This is a genomic window from Amphibacillus indicireducens (assembly GCF_039539605.1).
GTDB classification, from domain to species: domain Bacteria; phylum Bacillota; class Bacilli; order Bacillales; family Amphibacillaceae; genus Amphibacillus; species Amphibacillus indicireducens.
In genome coordinates this window covers 1-21016 of record NZ_BAABDL010000023.1, presented here as the reverse complement: position 1 = coordinate 21016, position 21016 = coordinate 1, and the positions used below count along the sequence as shown (strand labels likewise).

Genomic DNA, 21016 nt, shown 5'->3' with positions numbered 1-21016 from the left:
CAAGAAGCATTAAATGGGCTCGCTTATTTACAAAAGTCCAAAGGAATTGGTTTACTGATCGGTGATCCTGGTTCAGGAAAAACATTTACTTTACGATCATTTAAAGACTCTCTTAATCCAGCCTTATATCATGTCGTTTACTTTCCATTATCTACTGGCGGCGTCATGGATTTTTATCGAGGATTGGCCTATGGTTTGGGAGAAGAACCTAAGTTTCGTAAAGTGGATTTATTTCGTCAGATTCAACACGGGATTGAGCAGATGACTCAGGAGCGTAAAGTAACCCCCGTATTCATACTTGATGAAATGCATATGGCGAAGGATGCCTTTTTACAGGATTTAGCGATTTTATTTAATTTCCAAATGGATTCATCGAATCCATTTATTCTTATATTGGCTGGACTACCGCATCTAAAAACACGGTTGCATTTGAATCATCATCGTCCGTTAGCTCAGCGGATCATTATGAAATATCAATTACAACCATTAAATAAAGACGGTGTTTATGCTTATATTGAGCATCATTTAAAACAAGCAGGAGCTAAGATGTCGATTTTTACAACGCCCGCCAAGGAAGCGATCGCTTTACGATCACAAGGATGGCCACGCGTTATTAACACGTTAACGGTTAACAGCCTTTTATATGGGGCGCAACTAAAGAGAGAACAGATCGATGAAGATATTGTCCGTATGGCAGCTGAAGAAAGCGGTCTATGATGCAACGTACGGGGATTATGGTTTCAGATATACATGATTGGAGAATATGGATTGGTCAACAAGATTATGAAGCGTATGAAGGAATGTGTCTTGAAATAAGAATAATGAATCGCTAATATCAGGCTTATTTAGGAAAAGATCAATTTGAATGGTTTGTAACCTTTGAGAGGGATTCTACATTTAATCTTCGAGTATTTGAAGTTTACAAAGTACGAATCGAAACCAGTGATTTAATAACAGAAAATGATGTCTCTTTTTAAGGGGCATCATTTTTCATAGTCACATAACTGAAATAATTTGATTATGTAACTTCAATTCTGAAATAAAACGAAAAAAATAGCACATTGTTTCAGATTAGAGACTGAACTAATGTGAAAATGAGAGTCTTGAATAAAGTGCTTCTTTACAAAATTACCGTAGTAAATAAAAACTTAACCAATAAACTTTGTAAACTCTAGTCTTTTACTTAGCTAATGAGATCTTTACTTACCACTCATCATTACAATCTCAATTAATAAAAATACTCGAAGATTAATTCCCATCTTTATCTAAGACCTTGTAAAAATTGTACCGAAGACAAATAACAAGCTACTTATAGATACACCAATAATAAGAAAAATATAGTTTTTTGTAAAAACATAGCCAATACATCCAAAAGCTAATGCTAGCATAGAAAATATAATTAAAAATTTATTCGCTTTTGATTCCATGTTAATTATCCCTCCCAACAATAAGATACCATTATATGATGCGTTTTATTAGTGAAATGTTAAAAACTTATTCATCATTAGAGATCAATGTTCTTAAATGAACTAGATTATGAATACTAACATACATGTATATGCACGTAGGGCAATTATGGAATTACAAAACTCACTATTTTATATTCTACATTTTGATGCTAATTGATTTGATCTTAAGCTGTCAGAGAATATAAAGTTTAGAGTGAAATCATCTACATATAAGACAGTTTAATGTAAGCCTATCCTTTTTAATAATAATAATTATGTTAACGGAAAAATGAGTGTACTTACTAATTTGATGTAAATATACATAAAAAGGTGTATTTGATACTTTTATGTATGTTTAGTGTGAGATGTTTCTATCAATGCATTAATAGAATGAGTGTTGTACACAGGTTGAGGTGGCAATACGGCATTTTAAGAGAGTAAACGTGGAAAGAGCCATTAATAAGTCTATAAATTAAAAAATAAATACGCAACCATTGGTATACCGTGAGCCCAATGGTTCACTTAAATTATTTAAAGCTCCTATTTTTAAGTAACTTTGAAGAATTTCAATAGGATGGCTAACTAGATTATCGTTGTCCAACTCGTCTTCCGCCTTTATGTTAAAAAATATACGAATATACCAATTAATTAAGATGATGCAAACCTCGTTTTCAATTTCATTGATATGTGTTATGAAAATAAACGTACCATTCTTACAACGTTAGCAAATTTAAATTATGAGAAACTGTATTGCAAAACTTCATTATGGAGAATACCATTTCGGATAGAATACTTCTGGATTACAATAATCATTAATATTGTAGACGATTCATACGGAACGGAATAATAGATACATTCCACTTGAATATGGTAGCTCATTTGAAGGGATTGTCCTCTTACTCAACCATCCTTTTACACAAACACGAACGTTTTTGAAGTTGGAATGTGTTGGTTTCTTCTGATTTCCAAAACTCGCTTATTTAAAATAACGATATGAAATCCCAATAGAGGTTTGATAACCCTTAACTTTGACTCATCTGGATCCAATGTTTCTGCGAAACCTTCAAAGTACTCAAATGTGTGAAATAGAACTCTCCAATTTCAGGTAGCTTTGGAGCTGATCATGAATAACTACAAATTAGCCAGGTCATGAGAGATGTTTAAATAAAACTATAGCATTAGCGAATTCATTCTTAACTCACTAGTGGCAGTTATTTTTATTTAGTTTACCCGACTTTCACGCACTTTCCAGATTAAGAGCCCGATAATAAAGCCAATCATTGCAGGAACGATCCAGCCAAAACCATACTCAAAGCCTGGGAAGAGAGTTTTTGCAAAGTTAATCATTTTCGTTAAAACGACATTTTCTTTGACCGTATCGGGTAGTGCGTTAATAAAGTCAAAGATCGCTGCAATAATGGTCAGTCCTGTTGTCCACCTGTAGATATCCTTTTGCTTATTAATTATCGGTGTCAGTAATGATAAGATAATCAACGTAATCGCCAATGGATAAAGAAACATCAGTACAGGAACAGATAGCTGAATGATTGCGTTTAGGCCAAAGTTGGCAATGGCAAACGACACTAGCGTAAAAGTAATCGCGTACTTATTATAAGAGATCGAGCGTGGAAACATCTCACTAAACATCTGAGCACAAGATGTAATTAAGCCGATTGCCGTTTTTAAACACGCTACAAATACTATCGCAGCGAGTAAGATTTGACCGACAAAGCCAAAGTAATGCGAACCAACCATCGAGAGAATGATCCCGCCGTTCGCTCCGCTTCCAACACTAGCTAAACTTGTTACGCCCATATAAGCTAGCGACGCATAAATGACACCCATGCCGATTAAACAAATAACGCCAGATTTTAATGTCTCAATCGCTTTTCTTTTTGGATCATGCACGCCTAGTTTTTCGATCGTTGAAATAATGACAATCGCAAACGCGAGTGATGCTAGTGCATCCATAGTGTGATAACCATCTAGTAATCCAGTAAATAAAGGACGCGTCGCATAGTTTCCTTGCGGCTCAAATTGACCGACCTCACCCATTGGATTAATAAACGTGGCGACAATTAGAACGGATAACAGAATTAAGAATGCTGGTGTTAAATATCTCCCAACCCAATCTAAAATCCGACCTGGTCTGAGTGAAAAATAGAGCGTCAAGATAAAGAAGATGAACGAGAAGATTAGTAAACCGACTTGAAGAAAATCATCACCAATAAAATCTGCTACTCCTACTTCGAACGCAACAGTCGCCGTACGAGGAATTGCGAATAATGGCCCAATCGTTAAATATAAAGCACAAGTGAAAAAGATCGAATAGTTCTTATTCACAGGTCTAGCCATATCGAATAAACTCTCACTTCTTGAAAGTGCAGAAGCAATAACTCCAAGCACCGGGAGACCCACACCCGTCATTAAAAATCCGATCGTAGCCGTTAAAGTATTTACACCTGCCAATTGTCCCATTTTCACAGGAAAGATTAAATTTCCTGCGCCAAAAAATAATCCGAACAATAACGAACCAATCAATAAATTTGATTTGAAATCTAGCTTTTCATTCATCATAAAGCTCCTTTAAATAGCAGTCTATAAACGGCTTAAATTATAACACATCAATTTATTTTTGGTTAGAAAAATCGCAATAACTTGCAAATAAAAAAGCAGTACCCGCTTTACACAGGTACTGCCTTATCGTTTAGCGACAATTACACTATTCCCTTACCAAGCGCAGAGTAGATAACCGTTGGAGAAATTATTAAACATAACATGAACATCAAAAACCTTTAGGTTTAGACATTAACTACTTTCGATTAATCTTCTATATTATACGGCATTGCCACCTCATAATTATACTCACTATCGACTACATTTCGGGCATGAATCGTATCAAACGCTTTATAAATCAAGTAGGTCTCACCATTCACTTCTACTTCTTCAACCGCTTCAAAAAACGATAATACTTCTCCATTTGTTCGATCAAATCGATTATAATACCCTCTCACTTCATTCATATTAATATTTAGTGGTTTTCGCACGGCATCAGTAAAATTAACATCAAGGAATACCCAATAGCCGTTTTCCTTCACATAGTCTAATTGATAAGTCCCCGCCGGAAAATAGCCAGCTCCATCTGCCAGTCTAATAAAACTAGCTGTAAAGTGATCTTCTGATTGATCGATTACTTCAAAGCGCGCACTAATATCATCACTGTGCAAATGTTGACGACTCATCGTCCAATAAAAATCAGCCAAATAACTTCTCGTCCACTCATCAAGTATTTCATCAGCAACTAGACGTTTAAACTGCTCTTTTGTCGCTTCAAGAACCTTCGTCACTTCATCCGTATCTTGTGCAGGATCGATAATCGAATCATTCACAATTCCCATCGTCTCCTGATAATCATACGCATCCTGACTTGCATCCATCTGATCCAAGTTATTAATCACAATCTTCTCTATCTCTTGATTCGTTAAAGGTTTAAATTCCTCAACTTCTTCAACCTCGTCAGTTTCCTCCACAGGTGCTCCCGCTTCCGTCTCTGTCTCAGGCTCCTCGACAGCCACAGCTTCCTCATCTGCTCCACCACAGGCAGCTAATACCAACATCAACAACACAATACCAATTAAACGATAACTTCTCTTCACAAAAATTCCCCCTAGATATTTTAGCAATTACGCATTCTTTTTCATTTGCTTACTCCTTAATTGACCACACGCTGCATCAATATCAGAACCCTGTTCAACACGAACCCCACAATTAATCCCTTCTTTTAACAGCACCTCATAAAAACCGACAATCGCCTCTTTCTCACTGCGATCATATTGGTTATGTTCTTCAACTGGATTATATGGAATCAAGTTCACATACGATAAGTGGCGCTTATCTTTTAATAGTTTTGCCAGTTGAAGTGCCTCTTCTTTCCGGTCATTGACACCTTTCAGTAAAATATACTCAAACGTGACACGCCGATTCGTTTTTTCCAAATAGTAATCAACCGCAGCCATAAGCTTTTCAATTGGAAAAGCACGATTAATTTTCATAATGCTTGTCCGCAACTCATCATTCGGCGCATGAAGCGAAACAGCCAAATTAACCTGTAACTGCTCATCAGCAAACTCCCTAATTTTATGAGCTAAACCACTCGTAGAAACCGTAATATGTCTAGCCCCAATTGATAAACCATCCTGATCATTAACCGTTCTTAAAAAGTTCATCGTATGATCATAGTTATCAAACGGCTCACCAATTCCCATTACAACAATGTGGCTGACCTTCTCATCTTTACCTTGCTGATCAAGGTACTTCTGGATACTAACGATTTGCTCAACAATCTCACCACTCGTTAGGTCACGACTCTTCTTCAATAGACCACTGGCACAAAACGTACAACCGATATTACAGCCAACTTGTGTTGTGACACAAACTGATAGACCATATGAAAAACGCATCAATACCGTTTCAATCAAGTGATCATCTTCCAGCTTAAATAATAGTTTAATGGTACCATCTTTAGATACCTGTTTAATCTCTTCTTTCAAAACTTGAATCGTAAAGTGTTGATCTAGTAACTCACGTGTTTGTTTATTTAAGTTTGTCATTTCTGAAAAATCGTCCACACGTTTCACATAAAGCCAATCCCAAACCTGCTTCGCACGAAACTTCTGTTGTCCTTGCTCAATAAACCAATCCGTTAAAGCTGATTGGGTAAAATCATAAATCGATTGTTTCTTTTCCATTCAAATGCTCCTCGCTAATTTAAAAACTATCATTCTTGTTGTATGTTCGTTGTGCATAATTATTAAAAATTTATCATTAGAAAACTTGGCATTCGCCAAGCCTTTAGGTGAATGCTTTAGTTGCACTTATGTAGTAAGAAAGTTGTTATACTTTCTTATCTACCAAAAAAGGCTCCAAATTCAGATTTAATTAATCGCTCAAAAAAGTGACTGAATGGAGCACCCTACGGTTAGTTATTATAGCATATAAATCACCAGCATTAGGGAGTTCTCTTAGTGATGAATTTAAGGAATAGTTAAAGCTAATAAGGTAAGGCATATTGATTTATGTATGTTTTTAGCTTAAATAAGAAAGAGGAAGGACTACTATCCTCCCTCTTGCAGCCCAATCCGTACAGGCGGTGGTTGTTACAATTTAATTTTTACGAGAACCATCCTGCTTGTCACAGCGTCGGGTGGTTTTTTTGTTTAAAAAGGTTTTTTAAATTAGATAGGACCTAATCGCCCCCACAATTCCCATCAACAGTTCTTTTTAAAAGCTAACAAGCTCGACTAGAAATTGTTGGCCTAAAACTATTTAAGCATCTCTTCTTCTATATTTTGACCATATAAATTGCGAATTTGTCTTGCTAGGCTAATCTCTTCTCTATTAAGAATTTCAAGGATATTAAAATTAATTTCCTCTTTAATTAGTAAATGGTCCTTCCAAACTGTTGTCTTGGTAAAAAGGTACAAAATATATTTAAACTGTAAGTGTTAAAAGAATCAAAGGTGACAAAAACGGTTTCCTGATGAATACCTTGGTGATTTTTTTATAGATGGCGAATTTCCCCAAGGACAGTTTGGCAGGATTTTTAGAAAAGGGTGGTAAGTTACTCGTCTGTAATTCCTGTATGATTCACAATAATGTCAGTGAAGCTGATGGACTAATCGAAGACATTGTAATTATAACTGCTGGTGACGTTATTGATTATGTTACCAATGCTAAATCAACTCTACAATTGAATTAAATTTTAAATAAAGTGAAACTTCAAGCAGTGGGGGCTTCTTATCCACTGCTTGTTAGTCGAATCAATCGGGCATTTACGGTTAGTTATCCACCTACTTATCTTTAACACTTTTTCTTAAACTCAGAAGTGGGAGTCTCACTAACCGTTAATCCGGGGTAAAACTAGTTAGGTATTTTCAATCAGCTTTTTCTACTCTTAAGTGATTGATTCCTGGCTAGTTTTTATTAAATGAAAATCTGTATTTTAAATGAATTAAAAGGGCTTATGTAGTATAATAAGGACAGTAAAATAAAAGAAAGGGGCTGTATTCAATGAATGGAAAACAAAAGCAAGTACTAATTGATTATGAGTCACGGCTATCACGTAATGAATTAGCAGATTTTCTTGAAACAATTGCTAGCAAAATTCGTGAAGAAGGCTCTTTCACCTTTGTCCAGCCGACAGGAGACGTTCGAATTGATTTTCCTGAGGGTCTGAAGGTCGAGGTTGAGTACGAAATTGAGAACGGTGAGCATGTGTTTGAAATTGAGATTGAATGGCGTGAAGGCGCAGCAGGTAGTACGGGTAAAATGGAAATCTTGTAAGTCGGTAGTGGAACCTATCTAGTTGATGATTTTAACTAGCTAGGTTTTTTCTTTGCCTTTTGAGCTGAAATTTAGAGGGGAATTATTACTTTGCTTATAATATTTACCCTTTTCCAAGCCTATGCAACTTTTCCAAATGGGGGTCAGCGGCCTGAAGGGCATTTTATTAAAAAGATTGTCGGGCCAACCGGAAATATAATTGTTGATTTTAAGCCGAAAGAAACTGAGGTAACGACTGCAGAAGTAGCAAAAGAAATGACAAAATTGAGGATAATTTTAAAGATCCGAATCATCCCTTACAATTAGTATTTGTTTGTGCTATGTGGTTAACGGGCTTTGATGCACCAAGTGTCTCAACGATTTATTTGGACAAGCCAATGAAGAGTCATACATTAATGCAGACGATTGCTAGAATTAACAGGGTATTCCCTGGAAAACGCTCTGGTCTTATCGTTGACTATTTAAACTTATTCAAACATATGAAACGTGCTTTAGGTGACTATGCTAATCCAAGTGATGAAGACGAAATGCCGGTGAAAAATTTAGAAGAGCAAATTAAATTGTTGGAAAATGTGATTCAAGAAACAAGAGCCTTTTGTTCAGGGTTAAGGATTGATTTAGATGCGATCTTTGAGAAGAATGAAACCTTTGAACACATTGAATTATTTCAACAGTATTTAAATATCCTTCTCGATAAAGATGAGATTCTTGAGGAATTTAAAATCTATGCTAATCTTTGTAAAAATATTTATGAAGCGTGTAAGCCTGAAGTATTTGAATTAAATTGGAAAAATGATTATTTACCCATCATTTTATACTTAGCGGATATGGTGAAAGCTTCAGTACGAGATGAAAATATTGAAAGTGCAAAACTAGCCCTTGCTAGAACTTTAGATTTAAGTGTTCAATCTTCTTATATAAAAGAAGATGCTGGAGAAAATAAATATGAAATTACTACAATGAAAACTTTGAATCTATCGGAAATTAATACGGACGATATAAGAAAAAAAATCCAAGAATCACCGTATAAAAGCATCGAAATTCAGGAGTTAAAATTATTTATCGAAAGCAAACTAGAAATATTGTTAGAAGAAAATAAAACACGGACTAATTTTGTGGAACGTTATAAAGAAATTATTAATCGCTATAACTCGGGTAATTCAACAAATGAAGATTATTATGAAGACCTTGTTGATTTTGTTGATAATCTTAAAAAAGAAGATGAACGTCATGTACGCGAAGGTCTGACTGAACAAGAGTTGGAGATCTATGATTTGCTTAAAAAAGATAAACTTACGAAAAAGGAAGAAGAAAAAGTTAAATTATCTGCAAAAAAGCTTTATGAGACGATTACCAATGAGCAGAGTAAAACGAATGTGATTGATTGGTATAAAGACGAACAACCACGTCAAGCGGTGAAGTTTGAAGTAGAATCTATCTTAGATGAAACATTACCAAATAGTTATGATAAAGAAATTTTTAATGTTAAAACAGAAATCATTATGACACATCTGATGGAAGAAGCCATGATGGAACAGATTGCTCAATAATCGAAACTGTAAACCAAAGGAGAATTTCCTATGCGGGAAAATCAATGGACGGATACGATAAAAACTTTAATTAATGATTCAAACTTAGGAAATAAATTATTTGCCGATACACTGGTAAAAATGCCATATAGCAACGAAATCATCTCCTATAATGCTGAGTTTCAAGATGAAGATTTAAGGACAAACTGTTTTGAAACTGATTTGCTTATTTATGAGAAAAAAGATGAACTTATTAAACCTAGAGTGATTATTGAATCTAAGATTAATTCCGTAACAACTCACGATTCGATTACCTATAGTTATAAGGCGCAACAACACAAAAGTGTAACACCTTATATCCGATACGGTATAATGATTGGTAATCGCAAGCATCATCCCTTGCCTGGTAGATTATACCGTCACGGAACAAATTTTGACTTTATGATTCAATTTCAATCGTTTGAATTAACAGAAGAAGAAAAAGAAGTTTTTCTTGATTTGTTAGTCAAGGAAGTTAAATACTCGAAACAACTAGAGGAACTTATTTATTCTAGTCGGTCAAGATTTAGAAAACCATATTATGTGTTACAGAAGGATTTAAGATTAGAAGAAATGTAAAACCGGAGTGAACAGCACATTTATTTGTGTGATTCACTCCGGTTTTCTCCGCTCAAAGCCCGTCATTCCGCATATATTATTTCCATCACTACTAGCAATCCTCATTAGTGGTGTTTTTGCTTAATTACTCAACTTTCTACAAATAAAATTACAACTAATCTTAGTCATAAAAAATACCTCAACATTTGGTATAGTTGATTTGTCGAAAATCACCACCAAAATAGAAGAGGTAAGCCTGCTATGTTCACGAATTACAAACGAAGTAAGCAACTATCTAATGAAAATCATTGTTTTGATTTTAGCGATTAATTACCACATAAATATTTAAGTGTTTAAATAATAATGAGTCATTATGTCATATACTCATAGTTGCTCTTTCCTGTAACTCATTGCTTTTAAGGTTTACTTTAAAAATAATTGGATAAAGTAAAGTTATTAAGAGTCGTTTGTTAAATATACGTAAATTTCGTCATAAAAAGAGATTAATCCTTATCTGTCTTATATAATTTAGGTAAGGAGGGGGCAAATGAGACAAATTATTGCTTATATTGTTTTTCTATTAAATAATCCGTTAGCATCCGCTACATTAGTTGTCATTTCAGCTGCCATTCTTGGCCTTTATCAGAAGTATTTCAGACGTTCAAAAACTAAACCTAAATTTCACGCATCGGCACTTCTAATCTTACTTTTTCCAATTGCCATGTCATTCGTGTTCGTTAGTTATATTACAAACCCATTGATATATTATTTTGGAGTTGAAACCAATGGTCGGGTTGTGTCCATTGAATCAATCCCAGAAATTTATAACGAGAGACAAGTATACAGACACCATGTTATCTTCCGAAATGAAGCGGATGAAATTATTGAGACTTCATTTAAAACAAGCGACTTTAATGTATATCCTATTTCAAATAGTGTGCGTTATCCGAGTTCTGGAGAACATTTCACCTTGCGATATATGGCTCATGCGCCGAGTGAGTTCGTTATTATAAGAGATGAAACAAAACATAAACTAGCCGAGCTTTATCAAGAACGATCAACGTTACAAGAAAAAATTGAATTCGATCCGACTGAAAAGCTATACAAAGACCAGTTAGCCAAAATCGAGCTTGAAATAAAAGCATTACAGGGTGAAGAAAAGAAGGATGAAGTCGAAACACTTACTGAGCTGGATTATTCTTTTGAAGATATCGCTTCTGAAGTGACCACGGTAGATAGTATCCATTTCAGTCCGACGCATGAAATCGCCTTAGTAAATCTTCGGTATAAAGGGTATGACGGAAGATCAGAAGATGCACTCATTAGCATATCACTAAAAAATCAATTGATTTTAAATATGTTACCTATAGATGCTTTTGAAAAAGTTATCGGTGTAGTTGATAATAAACTCTATCTACATGATTGGAGCGACGAGCATCTCTTTAGCTATCATATTGAAACGCTCGAACCCGTTACATTGGAGCCGGAATTAGCAAATGCCGATTGGGATCCTATTTTAGTTGGGGACTATCTTATTAAACATTCGCATTCGACTAATCAAAATACAGTACATTTTCTAACAACAGAAACTAATTATGAAATGCCACAAGACAGTATTCAGCATATGGTACGCAATCACGATTGGGAGATATTAACGATTGAACAACAAAATAATCATATAGAGACAATGATGAAACTACAATCGATTTCAGATTTCCGTCAGTATTTTAATGCTATCTTAGCGGATGAATCAATGACTCATAAACACAACACAGCTAACTCAGCATTATTTCATAGTCAGGGTAAGACAGAAGTCAATACAATGTCCTATGTATTGACCAACCAAATGCTTGAGCATTCCGTTCTGAAAACAGAATTTAGTAACCAGACAAAACGATATGATTCTCATAAAGTAATGGGTCAGGAAGCGGATGGTTCTTTATATGCCTTAGGTTTAAAAGATGGTAATCTATTTGGATTAAAGCAATCACTAGCAGATAACTTTATCGAAATCCCTTTAGAGTTAAGGGTTGAAAAATTAGACTTTGAAAGCAGACATTATGACGACGGTTTTCTAATTGCCTCGAAAAATGGCTTATTCAAAGTAACCAAAGATAATTTTACAATCACAACAATCATTGATTTTAACAATCTTAAATCTAATCAGACCGACTAAGGGGCTGGGAATTAAGTCGCCCTAAATAGTAAAAATGCGATGAACCAATCAGAATTCTGATTGTTTTATCGCATTTTATATTTTTGATTGAAGAACTCCGAGAAGCTTCTGCTTGTCTTCTTGCTTCGATTGCTAATTTTGTTAAATTCATGCTCATAAGCATGATACCTATATCATTATGTACTTCTTGTTTACCTCTCACATGCGCTCTGCGCATACCAAATACACCTTTCATGCGACCAAAAACGGTCTCTATGTCAATCTTACGTTGTGCATAGATTTCTTTTCCAGTGTGCTCTCCAAATTCTCTTTAGCTTTGTGTTTGAATCGAGTCTAGAAACGGAATAAGTGTACGCGTATCTGTTGGGTTCGGAAAAATATCAAAGTCAATGACATATTGATTACTAGAAGCTACCTGAAGATTGTAACCAGGTTTCAATTCACGATTTTTCATTGGATCTTCTTTCATGCACATGAAGGTAGCGTCTGTATCTGTTTTAGAAAAACTATTTCTTCCATCAAATAGTTCATTCGCTTCTTCATATTTCTGTTTTCGGGGAGGGAAAAACGTACACCTTGGTAATGATGTATACGCTAATTTTAATTTAACGATCGTTGACGATTGTGATATTTTTGTCGGCAACAATGTTATGTTCGGCCAAATGTGACTCTTTCTGCTGGAACGCATCCAATCCACCCAGAGTTAAGAAGCAAGCACAGTACAATCTTCCAATTCGGATCAGAAATAATGTCTGGATCGGAGCAAACTCAGTCGTCCTTCCAGGTGTCACTATTGGAGATAATACAGTCATCGGTGCTGGCAGTGTGGTTACGAAGGATATACCTGCCAATGTGGTTGCAGTAGGTAGCCCATGCAGAGTGATGAGAGAAATTAATGACAAGGATATGAAATATTATTATCAAGACTTGGAAATAGATATAGAGTAAGGACCGATTAGCAGGGCGAGCTTTTACAGGATTCAGCTTATGCTTTTTGTCGATTGTTATAGCTAGAAAGAAGTCACACAGTTTAATTAAATGCGTATCTGGCCTATTCATGCTAGAATTAAGCTAAGAAATGATTGGAGGATGATATTATGAACCAAGTACTCGTTGAGATTTGCCTGCGTGTCAGAGATATTGATGCTACTTTAGATTTCTATACGAATCTGTTTGATTTTGAAATTGCCAGTCGTAGAGAATTTCCTGAAGATAAGTTTGATTTAATTTATCTCAATTCTCCTGGCTCTAACGTACAGATTGAACTCACTTACAATTACGATGCCGAACCATATAATGTTGGAAATGGCTTCAGTCATTTAGGTGTCACTGTCAACGACTTAGAAAAAATGCATGACATATGTAAAGCTTCTAAATATGAGACAGGTGAATTAAGAGGACTTTCAGGCGGTACACCAAGCTATTTCTTTGTAACCGACCCAGATGGTTATCGGATTGAAGTTAAGCGTGCAAAATAATATTTAATCATTAAAAGAAAGCATGTCCGCTGTTCGCGATATGCTTTCTTTTTTATTATTTAAGTGTGTGTCACGCGATTCATATTCTTAATTATTTAAATTTAAGTGGCTTCTAAATTGATCATATTCCTTCAATCTTTCTTTTAAAAATGCCATTTGAATACTGAATTCTTTTTCAACATCTCGAATTGGGAATTTAACATCAGGTTGATTGTTTGTCTGAAACAATTCAACCATCGCCTGAACTTGTTCTTCTGTGTACTTTAGTTCATTATTTCTGATGTGACCATATAAACTACTTAAACGAACAATTGGATAATCTGATTCATTATTAATGTCTACCACATCGTTTGTTACGGCTATAACGCCATGGATATCAATATATTCATCTTGCTCAATTAAACCTAAATTCTCCATTTCTCGGTTCAGCATTTTTTGTTTGACTAAAATATGACGATTACTTTGACGAATCACATCACTCATCGGTGTATAATTGCCCTGTCTATCTTTTTGCAACCAACGTCCATCTTTTGAGATATGAATAGAATAATGGCCTTCTTCTGCAAAGTTTTTTGCCTCAATAGTAAATACCCCTGATCGACTAATCACTAAGGCGTCTGACTCTGCATTGACTCCATCTTCTTTTATATTAATATTTTCTAAAATGTAAAAGCGCTCATCGAATAAAGCGAGCTCCTCCATCAGTTTCTGCTCGCCTCGAATCCCGCGGTCGGTCGCATTAAATCGATTCTTAACAAATTTATCAACAAACAGATTTTCAAAAAATCGATTCGCTGGGTAAAGGTTATGGTGAATTTGGCTATACCAGAAATTTAATGTTTGTTCTGATTCTTCAAATTCGGAAATGTGTAATTCATCCATATAGTTTAAAAAGTGAATTTTCTCCTCTTCATTAAAAGGTGGCTCTCCGCTAAACAGTTTAGTAACAGGCATAGCTAGGAATCGTTCATAATAAAGTGTTTCATATTGTTCTGCTTGCTTAATTAATAGCTCTGAACCATTCGGTAAGTCTTTTAATTCCTCATGAAATCTTGCTTCTAATTTCTCTTGTAAGCCATCATAATACGCATGTTGTTCATTAAGAGATTTCCAAAGTCTTAATGACTCATCCGATACTAACTCTTCATCAAATTCATCTTGCTCTTCTTTTCGATTAAAAAACGCTTGTAAAGCATTCTGATGAACGTCATTCTCAAATGGATGAATACTTTCAATCCAATGACGCAACCCTTCGCTAAAATCCAGATAATCAGGATGTGTGGCCTCGAAAGCTTCGATATATGTATCAGTATAAATAACCGAATACTTTGATTTATTCCTGATAAAATGGATTACACTAAAGACTGAAAGCGATATGTAAAAGATATTTCTTAGGTCCCAGTCACCAAGAGGCGATTGCAACGCTATCAATAGTATTATAAGCAGACTTGGACCACCGACAATAGACATAAATGTGGAGATTGATTCATCTAAATATAAAATTGATAAGAAATAAATGAATCCTCCAAAAGCTAACCAGAGAATTGTTGTAAACGTTAAACCAAATAAGCGATAACTTGAAAATAAATCAAGAGGACTAATAAAGATAAACGTTAGTACTATAAACATTGCTGTAACTGCTAATTGAAACTTATATGATGTTCTAACCTCATTTTTCTTCTGTTCGTTCTTTTTGTATATCGGTTGCAATAAAACCACTCCTAGATTTTTTTCCTGGTATTCATTGTATCATGAATTTTCCATTTGGTTTAATTCAGCATTCGACGATTACTTACCCACTCTTAAATGTAAAAATCCTGTAGCGCCATGGCTCTACAGGATTTTTATATGATAATTAGTTTGTTATTCTTCTGTCAATCTACCATCTTCAATTCGATAAACCCGGTCACAATAAGGTAACATTCGCTCATCGTGCGTGACCATAACAGCTGCTTTATTACGGGCTTTAACTTCTTTGGCGATCAATGAAACAACCTCATGTGCTCGTTTTGTATCCAGATTAGCTGTAGGTTCATCAGCTAAGATGATGCTTGGATCGTTCATAAAGGCACGAGCAATAGCAGTACGTTGTCTCTCACCACCAGATAATTGATGTGGATATTTGTCTAATTTCTTCCCTAACCCAATCTCAGTTAATAACTCTTTCGCATGTTCGCGGTCTGCAGCTTTAATTGATCCACTCATTTTTTTAACGATTAACAATTGATCCATAACTGTTAAGTAAGGTAATAAGTTAGATGTTTGAAGAATAAAGCCAATTTTAGCTAGACGCACTTCGGAAAGTTTTCTCTCGGATAAAGAAGCGATATCTACATTATCAATGACGACTTGCCCTTCAGACGCTTGTAGCAAAGCTCCAGCAATTGAAAGAAAAGTACTCTTTCCAGATCCCGAAGGTCCAATAATGGCAACGAACTCCCCACTAGCAACATTTAGAGAAATATTGTCTAACGCGATCGTTTTAAAATCCCCTTCTTGATAAAGTTTTGTGACATTGGTTAATTTTATACCACTCATTATTCTGACCTCCCTAACGCTGTAACTGGATCAATTTTCATAATACTTCTCACTGAAAAAAGTGAACCCATTAAGCTAGTAAGTAATAATACCAGGCTGTAGATCCAGACCATTTTGGGTAGTAAATTAAATGGCATATCTTCTGGCAAGACTAAAGTGGTTGCATAAGTTAAGCCGATACCCACTAAAATACTTATCGTTGATAAAAGAAATACTTGTGCTACGACACTTCTAATAACAAACCCATTGCTTGCCCCGATTGCTTTCATGACGCCAAACTGTTGAACTTTCTGAGTCGTCAATACATAAAAGAAGACAGCAATAATAAAGGCTGAAATAAAGATCAGTAGCCAAAGCATTAAATTAATTGTGCCACTCTCAGCTTTATAGCCCGGCAACCCATTTAAAGTCTCCTTTTTATTGGCCACTTCGATACCACCGATATTTTCGGCAATTTGCTCACTGTCTAAATTTTTACCTGTCAGAAAAATCGCATTAACTGGCTCTTCAATTCCCATGTCCGATCCCGGTACTAGATATTTAAATGCTCGCAATGTATCAGGTACGACGTAAATGGCAGGCACATGGTTCAATGTTTGATTATTGATAAAACCACTAATTTCAAACTCTGTACCAACACCACTTATTGTTATCGTGTCTCCTAATGAAAACCCTTGATTCTGCAAACTTGAGTCAACTAGTACGTGGTTAGGCTGATTGATGTCAAGCGCCTCTCCAGACTGGACAGCCGGCTCTAAAAAGCTGCCAGGTTCTACTCCGATGAAAATAACAGACGTTTTTCTGCTTGATTCATCATCAGGATTCGTTCCTTGTAAGATCGATCCAAAAGCTGTTGAAATCCCCTCAGCTTCTTCTACGCCATCTAGTTGAACTAATTCATCCACTAAACTCCCGGGCAAAGTGGATTTTCCTAGAGCAAATTCCGCTTCCTCTTCAAAAACGGCTAAATCCATATCTGAGTAACGAATGACTGCTGTCCCTAAATCAGATAACCCATTTCCTAGCCCAGACAAGACAAATACGAGCCACGAGATTAATACAATAATAAAACCGATTAATAAAAATCGTCTTTTAGAAAACCATAACTCTTTACGCGCTAAGAACATATTTATCCTTCTTTCTTTACTTTATATTGAAAGCAAAGATAATTATAACCTAAAGTGACACATACGTCACTTATTATGTACTATTTTATAATTCCTTCGAAAAGCAGTTTTTTTACAAAAAAACCATGCTCTTCGGCTGTTAATCCTGTACGGTTTGGCAGATTAATACTATGAAAAATCGTTTCAATAATAATTAGAGATGGGATGTCTTTTTTTAAGTAACCGATTGTTTGTCCTTCCTCAATAATCGCTTGGATATAACCAAAAAAACGAGCATGCAACTCTTTCGAACGGATAATCTCAGGTTCCTGTGCATTATCATTACTCCATTTTCGAAGTGGTACTTCCATAGAAATCGTGTGGGTCTCTGCATAATCAAAGACTAAATCCATCAGCTCAGATAGTTTGTCAGAGTAATTTGATGACCAGTTCGTGGCATCCATGCGTTCGACTACTTTATTAAGCTGATGATCCAAGTAAGATTGCAGCAAGTCAGCTTTATTCGCATAATATTTATAGAGGGCAGTCCTCGAGACATCAATCTTTTTAGAAAGCGCTTGAAAAGAAAAACTATCATACCCGACTTCTAACATCAAGTCATGCGCTGCCTGATAGAGCTCTTCTTGGGTAAATGTTTTTTTACGTGCCAATTGTATCTCTCCTCTTTTACTTTATGTTCTCAGCATTTTCTTTATCAGAGTCAGGATCAGCCAATTAACCCTAATTTAATCGTACTTGTTGTTGAAATCAAGTTTTACTGTTTTCTAACAATAATCCGAATGATTTTCGTTCATACGATGCAATTTGAGTTAAAGAAGTTTAACCTAAACTTGACCAAAAAAATATAACCTTGAATGAAGTATTCAACAGTTTACTTGTGGTACGGCTCTGCGTAATAGGACTAAGTGAGGTTTTATTAATCCCACTTAATACTGTGTAATCTTTTTAAAAACTGATTCCATTGGTCTTCATTAGCACTATTCAAATCTATAAGATCTTCTTCAAAAATAGTAAATTTGTGGGTACATATATTCTTATACCAATTTGTAGGATTAGGCTTATTTATATTTGTTCTTACCAAATTTTTTATAACATCCCAATAGTTTTTGTTAAATTCACAATTTATGTATCTCCATATTAATCCGTTGGTATATAATACTTTTCTGTACCAAAGTATTTCTCCCAATATTTGTTGTTCATCTTTCCCAATCTGTTTGTTTGCTTCAATTTTTTTTATAATATCTTCCGCTGAAAGTAATGTTAAATCTATTCCTTTTATTTCTATACAACCATATATTTGATCAATATTATCGATTCTATTATTCTTATTATCATTATTATTAAACTCAAAATCTAAAACAACTAAATCTGGAACACCGGATAACCCATAGAACACCTTACCTTTTTCACTATTTCTCCTTCTATTAACATCTCTTAATGATAAAGATTCAATATTTTTACCCTCTCTTATAATAGAAGCAATAATGGAATATAAATCGTACTCAGTCATATTTTGCTTTTTCATTAACTCTATTTCTCTTTTATATTTATGTAAATCCATTGCTACACACCTCTATTAAAACTTATTTTCTTAATTGCCATTTCATGCAAAATTTAAATGCCAAATACATCACTAGAAAGATTATCTCATAGTTTACTGATATAATATACTTAGATTTTATATCGATAATATCAGGGGGATAGCTATGGAGATAAATAAAAACTCTTTGAATATTACAAAGGCAATGAAGCAGTTGTCGACATTGGAACTACCGATAGAAAATAAATTAGAAGTTTTCATTTTTCCTATTAATTCAAATCAATTTGACTATGCAAATACTGTTGGAAAATTATTGGAATCAGTAGCTGATTTTGCTTTATCTCGCAAAACAAAAAAATACATTGGAAAAGCAGGATCTATGAAATTATCTAAAGAAGTACGCAAAAAGTTTAAAGACTGGAAAACAAATACAGGTGAGTTGGGAGAATTTTTACTCTTTTGCTTCCTAGAAGGACATTTACGAGCCCCAAAAATCTTATCAAAATTAGAGTTAAAAACCTCTAGTGAGATGTATGTACATGGAGCTGATGGTCTTCATTACCATAAATTACCGAATGGTAATTTCCAATTAATTTTCGGTGAATCGAAATTATATAAATCTTTTAATGAAGGTCTTCGGCAAGCCTTTAAATCTATTAGAGATTTCAAACTGTCAATTAATTCAAAAGGCCAAGAAACAAGCGGAATTAACTTTGAAAGAAGCCTTTTGTCGAGCAACTTAGATAGTGAAACTTTTACAGAAGAAGAGAAGGGATTTTTGAGTAGTATTATTTATCCTAATCAAGATGAAAGTTCCTTTACTGTCGACGATGCGTTTGGAATCTTTCTAGGATATGAGGTAGATTTTGAAAAAGAACGGAAAACACTTACAAATCTTGCTTTTAGAGAGCATGTTGAAGAGACAGTAAAGGCAGAAATAGAGTCTAAAGTAACTAATATTTCAAAACATATTGATGAGTTTGACTTACATGGTCACACATTTTATATTTATATTCTACCTTTTTCTGAACTTGATGAATCAAGGAAAATGATGTTACGGGAGTTGACAAGCTGATGAGTTTTTTTGAAGAGCTAACCGAAAGGGCACTTAGTGATGACTATCTAAAATTGTTAATATACAAAGCAGAAACTATTTATGGATTAACCATCTTTGGAAATAATAATGTTCAACCCTTTGATTCAAAAGAATATTATGATTTTATGAGATTTGCTGATATACTCTCACGATCTCAAAATCCCAAAGCTAGAAATACCGCATTGAAAATAATCAGTCTTTTATATGAATTCGCCAACTATAGAGATGATTATGACTTCAAAAGATTTTCAACCAATGTACTAACAAAGCTTGGTAACTTCCCATCACTTAGCCTCGTTAATTCTAATTATAACGAGAGCAATGATGAAGAGATTAAGATTGATGAGATACTCAAAAGAACAATGCAACGAGCCCCAAATTCCAAATATATTTTTACTGATGCACAATATGACATATTTGAAAAAATGAAGGATAGTAACCATTATAGTTTCTCTGGAACTACTTCTTTTGGTAAGTCTTTTATTTTTGAAGCATTCATAAATTATATCATTGAAGAAAGAAATGCCTCTGACAACATAGCAATACTCGTACCGACTAGAGCTTTAATTAATCAAGTTTCTCTAAAATTAAAGTCTGAAATAAAGAATGAGAAATACAAAGTTATATCTCACCCAAAAGTACCGCTTTTATATAGAAGTGAAGGGAATAGATTTATTCTTGTTATGACTGCTGAAAGATTAATTTCTTATTTTGCAGATTCTAATAACCCTGCCATCAATTATTTATTTATAGATGAAGCCCATAAATTAATGAACAATAAAGATCAAAGAACACCTCTCTTATATCATGCATTAGTACAAGCAAAAAGAAAAAGTGTAAAACTATATTTCGCTTCACCCAACATACCGAATACAGAAGTCTTTTTACAGTTGTTAGGAAATAGTACAGAAGAAAACTCTTCAGTTACAGAAAGTCCTGTCGCCCAAAATAGGTTTTTTATTGATTGCATTGAAAAAAAGGCATTGATGTTTTCAGAGTATGGGAAAGACATACCACTTCAGGGACTTAAATATTCCGAAAATGAGGCGGATAATCTCTTTGAGGTTGTCAATTGATTATTTCGCGCTCACAAGTCCATCAATATCCAATCCGAGTCCACCAATTCACGAATCAAGTCCGCCTAT

General features: G+C 34.7%; 20 protein-coding genes and 1 pseudogene. 11 read left to right on the top strand and 10 right to left on the bottom strand.

Annotated elements, in window-relative coordinates:
• Positions 1–717, top strand: a 717-nt coding sequence (locus ABD814_RS02565) for an ExeA family protein (RefSeq protein ID WP_344910031.1), incomplete at its 5' end; no start/stop codon positions are given.
• 1952 nt (positions 718–2669) lie between these two features.
• Here ABD814_RS02565 and brnQ read toward each other — a convergent pair.
• From brnQ to ABD814_RS13295, 4 genes are all read right to left on the bottom strand, one after another.
• Positions 2670–4022 carry a branched-chain amino acid transport system II carrier protein gene (gene brnQ, locus ABD814_RS02560; protein WP_344910029.1) on the bottom strand — a complete coding sequence of 451 codons (1353 nt, stop codon included), beginning with the start codon at positions 4020–4022 and terminating at the stop codon, positions 2670–2672.
• 248 nt (positions 4023–4270) lie between these two features.
• Positions 4271–5104 (bottom strand): hypothetical protein, encoded by an 834-nt coding sequence (locus tag ABD814_RS02555; RefSeq protein WP_344910027.1) that lies wholly within the window; start codon positions 5102–5104, stop codon positions 4271–4273.
• 27 nt (positions 5105–5131) lie between these two features.
• Positions 5132–6196, bottom strand: a complete 1065-nt coding sequence (gene rlmN / locus ABD814_RS02550; protein ID WP_344910025.1) for a dual-specificity RNA methyltransferase RlmN — start codon at positions 6194–6196, stop codon at positions 5132–5134.
• Between the two features lie 573 nt (positions 6197–6769).
• A complete protein-coding gene (locus ABD814_RS13295; RefSeq protein WP_425549043.1) occupies positions 6770–6931 on the bottom strand; it encodes a hypothetical protein in 162 nt (53 codons plus the stop codon).
• Between the two features lie 83 nt (positions 6932–7014).
• On the opposite strand from ABD814_RS13295, the gene ABD814_RS02545 reads away from it, so the two are divergent.
• The 6 genes from ABD814_RS02545 to ABD814_RS02520 all read left to right on the top strand — a co-directional run bounded on the left by ABD814_RS02545 (position 7015) and on the right by ABD814_RS02520 (position 12092).
• The gene (locus tag ABD814_RS02545; RefSeq protein WP_344910023.1) at positions 7015–7206 is read left to right on the top strand and encodes a DsrE family protein; all 192 of its coding nucleotides are present in this window, start codon (positions 7015–7017) and stop codon (positions 7204–7206) included.
• Between the two features lie 311 nt (positions 7207–7517).
• Positions 7518–7790 (top strand): amphi-Trp domain-containing protein, encoded by a 273-nt coding sequence (locus ABD814_RS02540; protein WP_344910021.1) that lies wholly within the window; start codon positions 7518–7520, stop codon positions 7788–7790.
• 90 nt (positions 7791–7880) lie between these two features.
• Complete coding sequence (locus ABD814_RS02535; protein ID WP_344910019.1) at positions 7881–8096, top strand: hypothetical protein; 216 nt, start codon at positions 7881–7883, stop codon at positions 8094–8096.
• Positions 8054–9340: a type I restriction enzyme endonuclease domain-containing protein gene (locus ABD814_RS02530; RefSeq protein WP_425549044.1), complete on the top strand. Its 1287-nt coding sequence runs from the start codon at positions 8054–8056 to the stop codon at positions 9338–9340. The genes ABD814_RS02535 and ABD814_RS02530 overlap by 43 nt, the downstream gene beginning before the upstream one ends.
• A gap of 30 nt (positions 9341–9370) precedes the next feature.
• Positions 9371–9937 (top strand): hypothetical protein, encoded by a 567-nt coding sequence (locus tag ABD814_RS02525; RefSeq protein ID WP_344910015.1) that lies wholly within the window; start codon positions 9371–9373, stop codon positions 9935–9937.
• 526 nt (positions 9938–10463) lie between these two features.
• Positions 10464–12092 carry a hypothetical protein gene (locus ABD814_RS02520; protein WP_344910014.1) on the top strand — a complete coding sequence of 543 codons (1629 nt, stop codon included), beginning with the start codon at positions 10464–10466 and terminating at the stop codon, positions 12090–12092.
• Positions 12093–12174: 82 nt separating this feature from the next.
• Here the strand turns inward: ABD814_RS02520 and ABD814_RS02515 are convergent.
• Positions 12175–12657: pseudogene (locus ABD814_RS02515) on the bottom strand (transposase); the annotation flags it as partial.
• Between the two features lie 80 nt (positions 12658–12737).
• Here ABD814_RS02515 and ABD814_RS02510 point away from each other — a divergent pair.
• Together ABD814_RS02510 and gloA are read left to right on the top strand one after the other, a co-directional pair.
• Positions 12738–13040, top strand: a complete 303-nt coding sequence (locus ABD814_RS02510; RefSeq protein ID WP_344910033.1) for a DapH/DapD/GlmU-related protein — start codon at positions 12738–12740, stop codon at positions 13038–13040.
• Positions 13041–13189: 149 nt separating this feature from the next.
• Positions 13190–13570 carry a lactoylglutathione lyase gene (gloA, locus tag ABD814_RS02505; RefSeq protein ID WP_344910012.1) on the top strand — a complete coding sequence of 127 codons (381 nt, stop codon included), beginning with the start codon at positions 13190–13192 and terminating at the stop codon, positions 13568–13570.
• A gap of 87 nt (positions 13571–13657) precedes the next feature.
• Here the strand turns inward: gloA and ABD814_RS02500 are convergent, their stop codons facing one another.
• The 5 genes from ABD814_RS02500 to ABD814_RS02480 all read right to left on the bottom strand — a co-directional run bounded on the left by ABD814_RS02500 (position 13658) and on the right by ABD814_RS02480 (position 18796).
• A complete protein-coding gene (locus ABD814_RS02500) occupies positions 13658–15280 on the bottom strand; it encodes a nuclease-related domain-containing protein (RefSeq protein ID WP_344910010.1) in 1623 nt (540 codons plus the stop codon).
• Positions 15281–15433: 153 nt separating this feature from the next.
• Positions 15434–16108, bottom strand: a complete 675-nt coding sequence (locus ABD814_RS02495) for an ABC transporter ATP-binding protein (RefSeq protein ID WP_344910008.1) — start codon at positions 16106–16108, stop codon at positions 15434–15436.
• The gene (locus ABD814_RS02490; protein ID WP_344910007.1) at positions 16108–17235 is read right to left on the bottom strand and encodes an ABC transporter permease; all 1128 of its coding nucleotides are present in this window, start codon (positions 17233–17235) and stop codon (positions 16108–16110) included. The genes ABD814_RS02495 and ABD814_RS02490 overlap by 1 nt, the downstream gene beginning before the upstream one ends.
• Before the next feature lie 80 nt (positions 17236–17315).
• Positions 17316–17885, bottom strand: a complete 570-nt coding sequence (locus ABD814_RS02485; RefSeq protein ID WP_344910005.1) for a TetR/AcrR family transcriptional regulator — start codon at positions 17883–17885, stop codon at positions 17316–17318.
• Between the two features lie 266 nt (positions 17886–18151).
• On the bottom strand, positions 18152–18796 hold the full coding sequence (locus tag ABD814_RS02480; RefSeq protein ID WP_344910004.1) for a hypothetical protein: 645 nt from the start codon (positions 18794–18796) through the stop codon (positions 18152–18154).
• A 145-nt stretch (positions 18797–18941) separates the two neighbouring features.
• Between ABD814_RS02480 and ABD814_RS02475 the strand changes: the two genes are divergently transcribed.
• Together ABD814_RS02475 and ABD814_RS02470 are read left to right on the top strand one after the other, a co-directional pair.
• Positions 18942–19850, top strand: coding sequence for a HamA C-terminal domain-containing protein (locus ABD814_RS02475; RefSeq protein ID WP_344910002.1), 909 nt, complete (start codon positions 18942–18944; stop codon positions 19848–19850).
• Positions 19850–20947: a DEAD/DEAH box helicase gene (locus tag ABD814_RS02470; RefSeq protein ID WP_344910000.1), complete on the top strand. Its 1098-nt coding sequence runs from the start codon at positions 19850–19852 to the stop codon at positions 20945–20947. Before ABD814_RS02475 ends, ABD814_RS02470 begins: the two co-directional genes overlap by 1 nt.
• Positions 20948–21016 lie beyond the last annotated feature (69 nt).

What these genes read in the sequence shown, in the direction of transcription:
- ABD814_RS02545 (WP_344910023.1), top strand. Translation starts at nt 7,015, where the DNA reads ATGGCGAATTTCCCCAAGGACAGTTTGGCAGGATTTTTAGAAAAGGGT.
- ABD814_RS02525 (WP_344910015.1), top strand. Translation starts at nt 9,371, where the DNA reads ATGCGGGAAAATCAATGGACGGATACGATAAAAACTTTAATTAATGAT.
- rlmN (WP_344910025.1), bottom strand. Translation starts at nt 6,196, where the DNA reads ATGGAAAAGAAACAATCGATTTATGATTTTACCCAATCAGCTTTAACG.
- ABD814_RS02490 (WP_344910007.1), bottom strand. Translation starts at nt 17,235, where the DNA reads ATGTTCTTAGCGCGTAAAGAGTTATGGTTTTCTAAAAGACGATTTTTA.
- ABD814_RS02495 (WP_344910008.1), bottom strand. Translation starts at nt 16,108, where the DNA reads ATGAGTGGTATAAAATTAACCAATGTCACAAAACTTTATCAAGAAGGG.
- ABD814_RS02540 (WP_344910021.1), top strand. Translation starts at nt 7,518, where the DNA reads ATGAATGGAAAACAAAAGCAAGTACTAATTGATTATGAGTCACGGCTA.
- ABD814_RS02510 (WP_344910033.1), top strand. Translation starts at nt 12,738, where the DNA reads ATGTTATGTTCGGCCAAATGTGACTCTTTCTGCTGGAACGCATCCAAT.
- ABD814_RS02475 (WP_344910002.1), top strand. Translation starts at nt 18,942, where the DNA reads ATGGAGATAAATAAAAACTCTTTGAATATTACAAAGGCAATGAAGCAG.
- ABD814_RS02480 (WP_344910004.1), bottom strand. Translation starts at nt 18,796, where the DNA reads ATGGATTTACATAAATATAAAAGAGAAATAGAGTTAATGAAAAAGCAA.
- ABD814_RS02470 (WP_344910000.1), top strand. Translation starts at nt 19,850, where the DNA reads ATGAGTTTTTTTGAAGAGCTAACCGAAAGGGCACTTAGTGATGACTAT.
- brnQ (WP_344910029.1), bottom strand. Translation starts at nt 4,022, where the DNA reads ATGAATGAAAAGCTAGATTTCAAATCAAATTTATTGATTGGTTCGTTA.
- ABD814_RS02520 (WP_344910014.1), top strand. Translation starts at nt 10,464, where the DNA reads ATGAGACAAATTATTGCTTATATTGTTTTTCTATTAAATAATCCGTTA.
- gloA (WP_344910012.1), top strand. Translation starts at nt 13,190, where the DNA reads ATGAACCAAGTACTCGTTGAGATTTGCCTGCGTGTCAGAGATATTGAT.